The 12,385-nt window shown below is 44.7% G+C and carries 16 protein-coding genes; 13 read left to right on the top strand and 3 right to left on the bottom strand.

The genetic code is table 11. The features are described 5' to 3' along the window. The first annotated feature begins 2 nt into the window (after window positions 1-2). Window positions 3-1,004, top strand: coding sequence for a hypothetical protein (locus IYN85_RS10160; RefSeq protein ID WP_196158784.1), 1,002 nt, complete (start codon window positions 3-5; stop codon window positions 1,002-1,004). 34 nt (window positions 1,005-1,038) lie between these two features. On the opposite strand, the gene IYN85_RS10155 is transcribed toward IYN85_RS10160, so the two are convergent. The 3 genes from IYN85_RS10155 to IYN85_RS10145 form a co-directional block, all read right to left on the bottom strand. Next, window positions 1,039-1,359 carry a rhodanese-like domain-containing protein gene (locus tag IYN85_RS10155; protein WP_196158783.1) on the bottom strand — a complete coding sequence of 107 codons (321 nt, stop codon included), beginning with the start codon at window positions 1,357-1,359 and terminating at the stop codon, window positions 1,039-1,041. Between the two features lie 90 nt (window positions 1,360-1,449). After that, window positions 1,450-2,241, bottom strand: coding sequence for an META domain-containing protein (locus IYN85_RS10150; protein WP_196158782.1), 792 nt, complete (start codon window positions 2,239-2,241; stop codon window positions 1,450-1,452). A gap of 71 nt (window positions 2,242-2,312) precedes the next feature. Beyond that, on the bottom strand, window positions 2,313-3,371 hold the full coding sequence (locus IYN85_RS10145; protein ID WP_230390668.1) for an adenosylhomocysteinase: 1,059 nt from the start codon (window positions 3,369-3,371) through the stop codon (window positions 2,313-2,315). Between the two features lie 1,448 nt (window positions 3,372-4,819). Here IYN85_RS10145 and IYN85_RS10140 point away from each other — a divergent pair. The 12 genes from IYN85_RS10140 (at window position 4,820) to IYN85_RS10085 (ending at window position 12,193) form a co-directional block, all read left to right on the top strand. Further along, a complete protein-coding gene (locus tag IYN85_RS10140) occupies window positions 4,820-5,158 on the top strand; it encodes a hypothetical protein (protein ID WP_196158780.1) in 339 nt (112 codons plus the stop codon). Between the two features lie 122 nt (window positions 5,159-5,280). Continuing rightward, window positions 5,281-5,769, top strand: coding sequence for a JAB domain-containing protein (locus IYN85_RS10135; RefSeq protein WP_196158779.1), 489 nt, complete (start codon window positions 5,281-5,283; stop codon window positions 5,767-5,769). Between the two features lie 558 nt (window positions 5,770-6,327). Continuing rightward, on the top strand, window positions 6,328-6,618 hold the full coding sequence (locus IYN85_RS10130) for a hypothetical protein (RefSeq protein ID WP_196158778.1): 291 nt from the start codon (window positions 6,328-6,330) through the stop codon (window positions 6,616-6,618). 116 nt (window positions 6,619-6,734) lie between these two features. Continuing rightward, window positions 6,735-7,028 (top strand): hypothetical protein, encoded by a 294-nt coding sequence (locus tag IYN85_RS10125; RefSeq protein ID WP_196158777.1) that lies wholly within the window; start codon window positions 6,735-6,737, stop codon window positions 7,026-7,028. A gap of 443 nt (window positions 7,029-7,471) precedes the next feature. Beyond that, complete coding sequence (locus IYN85_RS10120; RefSeq protein WP_196158776.1) at window positions 7,472-7,888, top strand: hypothetical protein; 417 nt, start codon at window positions 7,472-7,474, stop codon at window positions 7,886-7,888. A 413-nt stretch (window positions 7,889-8,301) separates the two neighbouring features. Beyond that, the gene (locus IYN85_RS10115; RefSeq protein WP_196158775.1) at window positions 8,302-8,571 is read left to right on the top strand and encodes a hypothetical protein; all 270 of its coding nucleotides are present in this window, start codon (window positions 8,302-8,304) and stop codon (window positions 8,569-8,571) included. Window positions 8,572-8,684: 113 nt separating this feature from the next. Beyond that, window positions 8,685-9,122, top strand: a complete 438-nt coding sequence (locus IYN85_RS10110) for a GNAT family N-acetyltransferase (RefSeq protein WP_196158774.1) — start codon at window positions 8,685-8,687, stop codon at window positions 9,120-9,122. 567 nt (window positions 9,123-9,689) lie between these two features. Continuing rightward, the gene (locus IYN85_RS10105; protein WP_196158773.1) at window positions 9,690-9,914 is read left to right on the top strand and encodes a DUF6429 family protein; all 225 of its coding nucleotides are present in this window, start codon (window positions 9,690-9,692) and stop codon (window positions 9,912-9,914) included. Window positions 9,915-10,104: 190 nt separating this feature from the next. Continuing rightward, window positions 10,105-10,728 carry a hypothetical protein gene (locus IYN85_RS10100; RefSeq protein ID WP_196158772.1) on the top strand — a complete coding sequence of 208 codons (624 nt, stop codon included), beginning with the start codon at window positions 10,105-10,107 and terminating at the stop codon, window positions 10,726-10,728. A gap of 126 nt (window positions 10,729-10,854) precedes the next feature. After that, a complete protein-coding gene (locus IYN85_RS10095) occupies window positions 10,855-11,079 on the top strand; it encodes a DUF6429 family protein (protein WP_196158771.1) in 225 nt (74 codons plus the stop codon). 190 nt (window positions 11,080-11,269) lie between these two features. Then, a complete protein-coding gene (locus IYN85_RS10090; RefSeq protein ID WP_196158770.1) occupies window positions 11,270-11,737 on the top strand; it encodes a hypothetical protein in 468 nt (155 codons plus the stop codon). Window positions 11,738-11,854: 117 nt separating this feature from the next. After that, complete coding sequence (locus tag IYN85_RS10085; protein ID WP_196158769.1) at window positions 11,855-12,193, top strand: hypothetical protein; 339 nt, start codon at window positions 11,855-11,857, stop codon at window positions 12,191-12,193. The last annotated feature ends 192 nt before the right edge of the window (window positions 12,194-12,385 follow it).

Genomic DNA, 12,385 nt, shown 5'->3' with positions numbered 1-12,385 from the left:
AGATGTACTTACCATATTGGCTTGATAAAGCTGTTTATTTTGCTAAGTCTACGTTAGACCGCGCACCGTTGGTTCGAAGCTATCAGTCGCCGAAAGCCAGACACGCAATACATCATGGCTATCGCTATTTAAAAGCAAATAGGTGGGCTAAAGCAGAGTCACTTATTTCCAAGCTACCCACCGAACTCCAGGCAAACGTTATCGGTCATATTGCCAGTATGGAAAAAACATCCACACTGTTTTCCCGCTGGGCAAGCGAAAGACCCAATTCTTGGATAAGTCACACCGTATTGGCTGCAAACTTTATTGAAATAGGCTATCGCGCCAGAGGGACTGGTTGGTCTTCATCCGTTTCTGAAGAAAATGCCGAGATTCTTCTCAGGCGTATGAAACAAGCGGGTACCAGTTTAATTACCGCTATAAAACTTAACAGCAAAACGGTCGTTCCATTCACGTTTCTGATTCAAGTTGAAATGATTTCTAATAGATCAATCGAACATTTGTGGAAAGCTTTTGCAATTGCAGGTAAGCGTGAACCTAATAACTTCCAAGTACATTCAAGAATGGTCTATGCATTGTCTGAAAAATGGCGTGGTGAGCCAGGTGAAGCGATAGAATTTGCCATGAATGCAAGTAAGCAGGCTCCATTGGGGTCTGCAATCCATAGTTTGGTATGTGATGCCCATGCAGAAGCTTGGTTTTTATTGGGGTTTGAAGCGAACAAAATTCCTCAGAAGAACTATTTTCAAAACCCCGTCATTAAACAGCAAATTATTAAGAACTATGAAAAAACCGTTTGTCGACCAATGACAGATTTTGGGCATATTATTGCGATGAATAGTTTCGCGTTTTGTTTTTACTTAATGGGTGAAAAGAAGAGAGCTCGCCAAGCACTTAGAAAAGGAGGAACTCGGTTTTTACCGTATCCTTGGAACCTGATCGACACAGATGAATATTTCTATGATGAAGTTGTTGAAGAATTGCTCGGTGTTAGTTTAGGTTAAGTCGTTTATCTTCTTCTCTGGATTAAAAAGGGCATCAAAGCCCTTTCTTCACGCTGAGTACCCTACCCCAGGTTTTACCGTTGATCGCACTGTCGTAACCCAAAGCCTTTACCTCTTGCAACGCTACAGAAGATCGCATGCCAGAGGCGCAGCATAAAATGAGAGGCTGTTTGGCTTTGGCGAGTTTCTTCTTCGCTTTGCGGATATCGGTGTGCGGGATATTGATCGCTCCCGGTACTGAGCCACTGGCGAATTCGCCGGGTGAGCGTACATCAATAACCGTGCCGCCCTGTTTTAATGCTGCAACTAACGCATCGCTGTCGTCCGCAAATAACTTCTTTAAAAAACCGAACATAGTGTCACCTGAGAATTGAAGTTTGCCTAATATTAGTTTTTTCTAATATTAAGTGCAAGTGCCCATGTCTATTATTTCCGAAAGAGTTGTTCAGTCGACGGCGGACGCCTCCGGGGCAAAGCGCAAAACGATTTGCCCCTGCGTGTTTATCACGTGCAGCTCGTTGGCTTGGGTTAAAACGAACCGGTCAGCTTTCGCCAGCGTGGCGAAGAATTCAGGTTCCAGTGTTGCGGCGATGCAGGCTCGGCGCGTCGACATCAGTGGGCCAAACAGGGGTTCTGCCTTGGTCATGTTCAGGTCGCCTGCGTAACGGTTGCATCCGCCAAAACCGGAAGCGCGCCCGTCAGGGCTTATCAGCAACGTGGGCAATTGATTCTGATCGACGGTTGAAACGCTATTTAATTCCGTCAGCTGCCAGTGAATTCCGGCAATTGGGAGCACTACCCGGGTGTTATCAGCGACTTTCTGTAACCGATAGTTTTCCGTTAAATCACCTTGAATCACTTGGCCATTTTGGTCCAGCCAGCGTAACTGATTTTCTTCAATTTTCAGTTGCACGGTGTCTTGCTCGGGCTCGAACAGTGAAATGCGCAAGCCATCGGGTTGCCATTGAAAAACACCAGACGTATGGCTGACTTCCGTATTGCCCTCTTTCAGGTGGTGTTGCGTGAGCCGATAGTGCCCGGTATTGCTTGATCCGTCATGACTGTTGATCAGTTCAATAACCGTTTGAATGCCTTCACAATCGGCACAGGGTAACAGGCCCTGATAAGTCCCGGTCCAATCCAGGCTTGTGCGACTGTTGTCAGCGGAAACGGCGGCTGGTGGCATAGAACAAGCGGTGAGCAGCGCAACGATAAACAGACTGAAAATACGTAACATGATGTTTTTCCTCAGTATTCTTCCACAGCAGTATGCCTGCCCCGGCTGAACGTTGGGTGAATGGCACCGTTTCAGGCCAGCCAGGGTTTCCAGGCGTTATCGGGTAACAGGTGCAATCCTGCAGGCAGTTTGTCGGCCTCCGTCAACAGGCAGTGAAGTCCGCCCGCCATAATCGCCAACGTGACATCAAACGCATTAAGGCTGTCACCAAAGCCGGCTGTTAAGTTAAACATAGCGCCGTTTGCCAGCAGGTAAACGTGTCGATCATTCACCGGGTAATCAAACACAAAAGGCATCACTTCGGTCGGTGTGATGTCGGCTAATTCCTGAGTACGGATTTCACCGCTGCCGTGCCCGACATTCATCACAAAGGCACCGTCTTTCAGCTGTTCTATTTCTTGCCGACCCACAACACCGACGGCGCCGGTGGCGCTGACCAAAACATCGGTTGTGCTCAGCACAGATTCCAGTTCAGCTACTCGCCAGCCATCGTAGGCTGCCATTAGCCGGCGTGCTGGATCGCGTTCGACGACAGTCACGCAACCCCCGTAGGCGCGAGCGGCAGCAGCGACGCCCTGCCCGACCAAACCATAGCCAAGCAGAGTGACCTGCTTTTCATGCAAAGTCAGATGGGTGCGCTGGCAAAACGCTTGCCAGGCGGTAAGGCCAACCATGTGACGGTTGTGCAGGCCTTCTTTAGCATCCAGGTCATCCCAGTTCAACACAGGTGTTTGCAGATCCAGTTTTTTTAATTTAGCGACACCCGAGCCCGTACCTTCCATCGCCGCAATTAAGCCCTGCCCCGGTTGCTGGTGGTAGAGCGCGGTGAGTTCACCGCCAAATTCACAGATAAAGGAAGGTTGCCAAGCGATGGCCTTTTGCAGCGACGCGCGCCATTGCGCTTCCGACATGCCATGCCAGGCGTCCGCTTCAGCGCCCTTGCTCACCAGATAGGCGACCACCTCGTCGCGTACGGTATTTGGATCGCATGTGGTTATGAACAGTTCACAACCTGCGTTCAGCAAACCTTCGAAAACCGGAATCATTTTAATGTCGAGGTGAGTGCAGATGGCAATCCGGGTTTTCGGCAACGCCCGGAACGCGGTAAGGGCATTCCGGGTACGTGGCATCTGGTTTTGCACCCAATTTAATTGCTGGAGAAACGAGCTGGAAACATGAGACATAATTACCTGACCAATAAGTTAAGTTTGGTGCAGTTTAGGCCTTTCTGGCGTCGCTTCCAAGAGCATTCGTGCCCTTAAATCCTTTGTGACGGAATGGTTTTTTACGTTTGTACTGCAAAGGGAAATTGATTACATATATAGAAGCGAACAACCGAGGCACGCGGGCGGTCGCGATATTTTTTTGCACTCGATGCAGATAATTTATATTTGTGCTGGCATACAGTTCAGTTTTTTCTTTCCAAGGGGCGATCCCCTTGAACCCCCTTTTTGTCGCCCGCTTTGGTGATCTTCCTTACTTGTCACTTCCCTCGAACGGTCGCTTGAGCGTGCGTCCCTGCACGCGCGGCGCTTACAAGGGCATCCATGCCCTTGTATCCGTTGCGACGTGCCAATTAAGTCAGCCAAAGCAGATGCGACGGAGCGGTTATTTACGCCGAAATCGAAAATGGAGATTTAATCGTTTTGTAGGAGCGACCAACCGAGGCACGAGGGCGGTCGCGATATCTTTTTTGCACTCGATGCAGATAATTTATATTTGTACTTGCATGCAGTTCAGTTTTTTCTTTCCAAGGGGCGATCCCCTTGAACCCCCTTTTGTCGCCCGCTTCGGTGATCTTCTTTAATTTTCACTTTCTTCGAACGGTCGCTTGAGCGTGCGTCCCTGCACGCGCGGCGCTTCCAAGTGCATCCATGCCCTTGAACCCGTTGCGACGTGCCAATTAAGTCAGCCAAAGCAGGTGCGACGGAGCGGTTATTTACGCCGATGTCGGCAATGGGATACATTTAGGTGGGTCAAAATATAGCGACAGGAACTGACGGTTTAACTGGCTGTTGAGAGAGTGACTCATGCCGTTGTTTCACCGCCTTTCAAACGACCGCGCGGAGCAATTCTCGTCTCACAGGTTGTTCAAGCAGGGATGCTTGAACAAGTGAGCCGGCCACGGATGGCCGTCGCGAACGACCTGTCGAAGACGGAATTGAGAAGAGTGAACAGTCGTTTGTGGCGGCGGCTGGGATTGTTAAGGGCCAAGCTGTTGTGGCCCTTGACGAAAAAAAGCCACCCAACTAAACCATTTCTCGAATGAACCAAACACCACAAAACTAAAATCAGCAAAAGGTTTGAGTCACCAAGGCTGAAAATTTTTAACAAGACACTGAAAAAATCCCACCTCCTCATTGAACAAACCAAATTTTTTTAGACATCCATCACAATAACCTCACCTCACACAAAAAATAAATTGTGTTCATTCCTCACCCAGTGTTTTATACAGGTTGGTTTTTCAGAAAATTCAGGAGGCAAATAACGGAAAGAAAGTAGCGAAAACTAAGCGCTACCCAAGAGTGTTGACGCACTCAAGGGCAGCTAACCACAACCGATAAGTTAGGTATCAATTATGGCTAAGCAAGATTCTAAGCTAGAGCACCGCTCGTTCCAAGAAAATATCCACTCACAAGAAAAACTAAGCGCAACTAAAAGCGACCTTCAACACCCCGTTGAAGCGAATAACCCTTGTGACACCGCAATAAAACAATCAATCGCCAACCGGCACCGAAACCCACAGATAGAAACCAACCCCGCGTATTTACGTGCCCTGCACTGGTGGCGTTTTCGCATCGCCCTGGCGTTGTACACCGGAGCTTTTCCAAATTCGATGCGGCTTAAGCCGTGTTCCGTGACATTCGTGAGTTATCAGCAACTGTTAAAGCAGTACCGAAGTAAAAACAGGCGCTGAACTCACGCAGTAAAAAACACAGAACACATTGCTTAGCCGCACATCTTGCCTGCGCCCGCAGGCAAGGTTTCTGATGCTTGAAAATTTTTAAACAGAAAACGAATTTAAAAAGCGAGACAACCATGTACAAAAAAATCACGAACATCGACGACGAACTGCTGTTCACCCACGCCCATCAACGCGAACTGGAAAAACCCAACCCGGTTATACTGGATAGCATCGCCCGTGCCGAGCTGTACATCGCCAACACCTTCATCCATCTAAAACATGAAGCCATTCACGCACTCATGCTCAGCACGCGCAGCGTGTTATTGGAAAGTCGACCCATCCTCACCGGCAAATTTTCACTGAAAGAACTCACCACCAATTTACTCATCAGCCACATTATTCAAGCCAACGCCACACGGCTCATCCTCATTCACCACAACCCCAAAGGAACCTTATCGATCAAAGACAAACACTTGCTGGAAGCCACGCGCATCAAAGACCGCCTGCTGGAATACTCAATTTGGCTGGACGACTTCTTTCTCATCACCAAAGCGGATATCGCTAACAACAGTAGTTACAACCGAATGAACACCACCTCGCTCGCAAGATTGGGTTTAGTATGACAGTTTTTCTGTAGGAGCCTTCGGAGCAACGCGGAGAGGCGATAACTGTGTGTGTCGGGCTTTAGCCCGACAAATTAAAATGTCTAAGCTGAATCCGGCTTCGCAACGCAGAGACGCGAAACCATAAGCCCCTTTCGTTCGCACAGAGCGCGAAGCAGTCGAAGGGGCAATGAATTTGTAAGTCGGGCTTTAGGCCAGCAATATAGCTCCAAATGCATAACCACCACTGCAACCACCCCAGGGTTCGCACCAAAAAGCTTTTGCGCCGCATATTCCGGAGAATTCCTGAATATCTACGCACGCGCCGCAAAACTCGGGAACTAACGGAATATCCATTTCCCGTTTATTCAACTAACCCCCATGAATAGGGCGTTTCAAGCGCTGCAGTATTTAAAATACTTAGGCATGCGCTCATATGTAATGACAACCAAATTGACAAGGATGTTTGAAGGCTGCAGTATGACTGGCAGAGAGCAATTCTGTGGTTCTTTCAGCTAATTACATATGCGCTCAGGAAAAAATAGGCGGTGGCCTAAGAAGAAACTGTTAAGTGTAATCATGAAAATACTGCATGTGCTAAATGTTGAAAAGCTAAGAGATGGTGGTTCGCTCGTTGTAGCATTTCAGGCTGCTGATTCATGTGAGTACTGGTTAATGCTATCTATTGACAGTTGTTCTGTTGAGGAGCACTACCAGCCAAAATTAGTAAATCGTGCCACTGGAATTGAAGTTGATCTTAGCTGGCAAGACATGAAGTCCTGGGTTAATCAAATAAGTCAGGTATTTAGAGAAGTTATTGATTCAAAGGTCTTTATTGAAATTGAGGGGGTGGTTCGTGCATACACTTAACAAGAAATTGTTGCGAGTTGTCCCGCCAAAAACCGCTTTGCGGCGGGCCAAGGGACTCACTCCTTCGTCGCTCGCCCCAAAATAAATGCGTTACTTTTCATTAGGGATGCGACTGAATGACTGACTTGTATTTTGAGTTTCGAAGAAGATTGCCAGCGGATGTAATTTATAAGTACAAGCCGGTTGCAGATTCAGCTGAGAACGTCTGGAAGCGAATCGACATGGATCTCTGGATAAAGTTCATACCAAAACTTGGCTGGGTTTGTGTGAACGAGCATGACGAGGTTTTTTCTATTCCTTGGTTCATGCCGTGGGATGAGCAAGGTGAACTACCACCTGAAGGTAAGTGGGTTAGTTGTAAAGGTGACAAGTCATATGTATACGATTTCGTCTACACTAGCAAAAAGTAACAAGGCAATGTTGGGCAGCCCCGCCAACCGCTTCGCGGCGGGTCTTGGACTCGCTACCGCTCGCCCCAAATTTTGGCGTTATAAATTGACTTAAGGATAAGACTAAGTGTTTGATGAATACCTCAAAGTGGGAAGCAGACTCTCTGAGTTATATGCAATTCGAAGTACTGCAAAAAGCATGATCGCAGCTGATGCAATGAGCTTTGAAATAGGCCCGTTAGAAGAAAGGTATACGTATCTTGGTAAAAAATAGACGCGTTAACTGCGGGGCTTCTAAACGCTTATCTCGATAAGCGTAGAACAAATGCAGATGATCCTGAGCTACGAGCCTTAGAGGGAAGAATTCGAGAATTAGTAGAGACTGATTTATAACAATTACAGGCAGTCGACGCGAAAAATCCCGCGCAACTACTGCAAGCGTTAGCTGTCTGAAAGGATGATTTATGACACAGGATGATCCAGAGAAGGTTTGGGACGACTATTATGCTCGAAAGAGAGCACAGCGTATTGAAGAGGTTGATGTCTTAACTCGAAATATGCAGGAGTCTGGTGTTACTGAAGATACGGTTTTGGCACTGGACTTTGTTCATTTTTCTAAATCTAAAGAAGGTGCCGAAGCACTATCGAATCAGCTATCTGAAAATTACGAAATGAAAGTGGCTTTCGAAAAGGACATGTATTTTATCAAAGGTACTACTCGACCATATGGCATGAACCTATCTAATGAACAGCACAAAGCTTGGGTTGAATTTATGGCTGACGTAGCTCAATCGCATAACTGTGTATTTAGTACCTGGTTAATAGAAGCTCCTTCACTAAAACTAAAATTTAGTTCCGAAGCAGTGGCAAGTGCCAGCTAACAAACTGGTGTTGTTCATACCCACTTTTACCGTTAGCGCGGCGGGCATTGGACTCGTTTTCGCTGGAGCTCAACTCGCCCCAAACCAAGAACGTTATGTCTTTTAGGTAACTCGAATATGAAGACCTATTATAAAGTTTTAAACTTTACCCTTAAGGTTTTAGGGTGGTTGTTTATGTTCTATACAGGCTTGTTCATTGTTCTAACACTATATTCAAATTTTTTTGATCCTGAGCCTCTTTATCCTATATGGGGGTTGTTTGTTTTAATGCCGTTATTCTTCCTAAGCCGAGTATTAAGAAAATACGGAAATGGGCTTTAGACGCGGGCTTCATTTATGAATGACATAAATAGTAATATACGGACCAGTCTTTTGCAGTTGGGTCCGTATATCACACTGTTAATGGTAAATATATGAAACTGTCACGTTACAAAAGGAAAATGTTAGTAGGTTTCATTGTAAGTGTTTTAGCTGTATGGGTTGGTAGCCTAATTCTAAAGCACTTCGTATATCCAGTATTTGGAGTGCCGTTTCTTATAGGTGGAGGGTTTAGTAGTTTTTTCTTCTTCATTTATATGATCGGCGAATATGAAGAAGATAGTGCCGACTCACGCTCCATTTCCGATATTGCAAACGGCCATATTCATGGGCTAGAAGTAAGAAAGAGCAAACGCGATAAATGAATACCATTAACAAGGCAATGAACTACGTGCGTAAACACCGCTTCGCGGTACGCGCTGGACTCAATTTCGCTGGCGCGCAATCTCGCCAGTTATTTTGGCGTTAGAGACCATTTATGGAAAGATTGGGCACAGTAGAAGAAGCTTTCGAAGTCTTTAAAAAAGTCCCTGAACTAGATCAGTATCTTTCCATAGAACAGATGCGTGAAAAAATTCAGGATGGTGCTTTAATCCTAGTCAGCGAGAATAAAGGACAACTTATAGGGTTTAAGATTGGTTATCCTTTAAACGATAATGAATTCTATAGCTGGCTTGGTGGTGTAATTCCAGAAATGCGAAAACTCGGGTCAGCTAAAAGAATGCTCGCCCTGCAAGAGAAGATTGTACGGGAACGTTCGTTTACAAGCATTACGGTTAAATCCATGAATCGTTTTCGCTCAATGCTGCACATGTTATTAGCAAATGACTACGATATAACGGCTGTTGAAAATTACGGTAATAAAGACGGTGAGCGAATTTGTTTTAAGAAGGTATTTGAGTCGACCTATCTCTAACAAAAAGTTGTTGGGAATAGCCCGATCTATATCGCTGACGCTGCGGGCTATGGACTCGCGTTCACTCGCCCCAAACCATGCGCGTTAAGTATCTTTATGAACTTGTACACCATAATACACATCTTGACTTGGCTTCCGGGTATCTGGCTATTTTCGAAGATTATTTTTAGTGGGGAACACAAAAGAGAAAGTGTTATTGAGTCCTTAAAGGCGTCACTAGTATTAGCCCTACTTATTAGCCCATCATTTATAACCTATGGATACCTTCTGGTAATCTCACCTGTTTATATGGTTATTCCAATTTTAATTGCCTCATTTATCAGCAATTGGCTTGAAATTCTTACAGATCTTTCAATCTTTTTGGTAGTTTTCTACGTCGGTTGTATTGTATTGCCTTATTTAGTAATGACCGCTGTGGTTTTTACGGGAATACGCGTATATCAATACTTAACAAACCCCGGCAACATTAGGCCCGCTTAAGGCCGCTTACGCGGCGGACCTTGGACTCCCTCCTTGTGTCGGTCGCCATGCGGGAAACGTTATTGCATTTAAGAGAGGTTTTCATATATGGAAATAGATACTGAAAAAGTCGATGATGCAGTTTTAGCTCTTTTATACCTTACCCTGCATGATGAGCGTAGAGCTTGGAAGGGAATGGACTTTGAGGTGATGAATAGGCTCTATGAGAAAGGTTTTATTGACGACCCTGTCAATAAAAGCAAGTCGGTTCGGCTTACTAACGAGGGTTTGTCAAAATCAGAAGAATTGTTTAACGTACTATTCTCAAAATAGTCCCACCGTTAATTTATTTCTTGGTTATTAAATATGAACAATGTTTTTGGGGCAGTCAGAAATATGGTTTACGGAGTTGCCAGCAATAACAAGGCATTGTTAACTTGCCCCGCCTAAAACCACTTCGCGGTAGGCTTAGGACTCGCTGAACCTCACCCCAAAATAAAAACGTTATAGCAAAGGAGAAGCAGTGAGAAATTTTCTGGCAATATTGATAATTTTAACTATTAGCGGTTGCGTTGCTCCTGGGAGTCGAATGTATAGTCCTCCTGACTATTTGAAAGAAAACTTTAAAGTGGCAATTAAAGATAAAATGCCTAGCGATGTACTGAAAGCTCCCTCGGATTTTTTAGGCAAAGAAATACATTGGATTGGTATTCTAAAAGATGTTGAATTTGTTGAATATAAAGGTGAGCAAGTAGCTAAGCTTACCTTATCTCAAAAGTATTGGGACTATGTCGAAGATTACAGCATCCAAACTGAAAGGATGTTTCTTTCCAGTAAAGGTGGCGGTGACTTTATTGTTCTCTTCCGCTACAAAGAAAAGTCTCAATTCGAGCCTTATATACGAAGTGCAATAGGCAGAGAGGATCTGATGTTTGTATATGGACAATTTTTATGGGTCGAATCAGACAAACCTGTTTTAGGTTACCTAAACGGTAGCTTCGTCGATGAAAAATACTACTCAACTAAGATTTGGGAATATGATATAGAGCGAGATGAGGAAGGCAACGTCGTAGCAAATGAAATGGGACTTCCCAAAATATCAAATCTTAAGGTGCTGAGAGTTCCTGGGCCTGGACAGAATGATTAGCTATAACAATGTGTTCAATTGGATTTGGGCAAGCTGTCGCTATTTTCGCAAAAAGCCGTAAAAATACCGCCATCTTACCCAAACCAATTAGCACGGCGTTATTGCATTTAAGAGAAGTTTTCATATATGGAAATAGATACTGAAAAATTCGATGATGCAGTTTTAGCTCTCTTATACCTCACCCTTCATGATGAGCGTAGAGCCTGGAAGGGAATGGACTTTGAGGTGATGAATAGGCTCTATGAGAAAGGTTTTATCGACGACCCTGTCACTAAAAGCAAGTCGGTTCGGCTTACTGACGAGGGTTTGTCAAAATCAGAAGAATTGTTTAACGTACTATTCTCAAAATAGTCCCACCGTTAATTTATTTCTTGGTGATTAAATATAAACAATGTTTTGGGGCAGTCAGAAATATGGTTTACGGAGTTGCCAGCAATAACAAGGCACAGTTAATTTGCCCCGCCTAAAACCGCTTCGCGGTAGGCTTTGGACTCACTATCGTTCGTCGCAAAGCACTGCGTTACCTACAAAAGGATGCTATGTGGAATATTTGAAAAAGGGTGCGATGGGATTCGTTTTTGGAATCGGGTTCTCATTAGCCGTAGTCTTAGTTCTGCTTCTCTCAAATCGAGTTTTAGAACGAAATTTAGATACGGCAGAAATCATTGAGCCAACCAAGGAAGACATAGTTGTTATGCCACAAATGAAAAACTGGGCTTCTGAGTTTTCAATTGAGGATAGGGGCATGACTTTCAGTAGTTTTGGTCCTGAATTTATGGCTACATTAACCAATCACTCTGAAAAAAAAGCTACTTGGGTATTTGTGAAGACTGATCTCTTTAACGAGGCAGGTGACTTTATTTATCAGTGTGAAGGTAGCGAAAATCAAATCGCACCAGGTGCATCCCGAAATATTAAAGTCCGCTGTAATTTAAGCGGTCATCCTAGCGCGAGAGAAATTGCAGACGCTATTTCTTCTCATAAAACCTTTGTGGCTGACGTGCACTAGTAAGTAACAAGTGCTGTAGCAATACAGCCCTAAAATCACCGCTATCGCGGCGGGCCTCGGACTTATTATCGCTGGCGCTCAAATTTGCCGGTTACAGAAACGTTATTTGCGTGAGATATGAAATTAATAATTGGATTCGTGATTGGGATAATTATCGGTAGTTCGGTTACATTCTTTGTAATAACAGATGTTGTTGGTATGGCTGGGACTTATGAACTACTACTATCATTTAACAATGGAAATACTGGGATTGCAAAAGGACTTATAGAGGACAACAAAAAAGGTGTTTGTTACTACTTAATTGAGGTTATGAAATACAATCAACATGACCTATTTATGCAGACAGACATACCTAACTATTTAGAGCCACAGTTTTCTTGGCAAAAAGAAAACAACTTAGAAATGATGGCCGAATTAGAAAGATATATTGAAAGTGGGGGTCAAAACTGCCAATAACAAGCGTATGTTGCAACGGTCAAAAACCCCTTCATTCCACTCAGTTGGGCCTAGGACTCAATTTCGCTGGCGCTCATCTCGCCGCAAATACGTACGTTCTGTCGCCTAATTCAATAGGTGAGCGTCGGAGTTAGCAACGGTGGATTGAACGATGTTGAATATCACGTACCAACTTTATCGAGAAGCATACCT

Origin of the sequence: Reinekea sp. G2M2-21 (assembly GCF_015687175.1) — a bacterium.
Lineage (GTDB): Bacteria > Pseudomonadota > Gammaproteobacteria > Pseudomonadales > Natronospirillaceae > Reinekea.
This window is presented reverse-complemented; position numbering and strand designations above follow the sequence as displayed.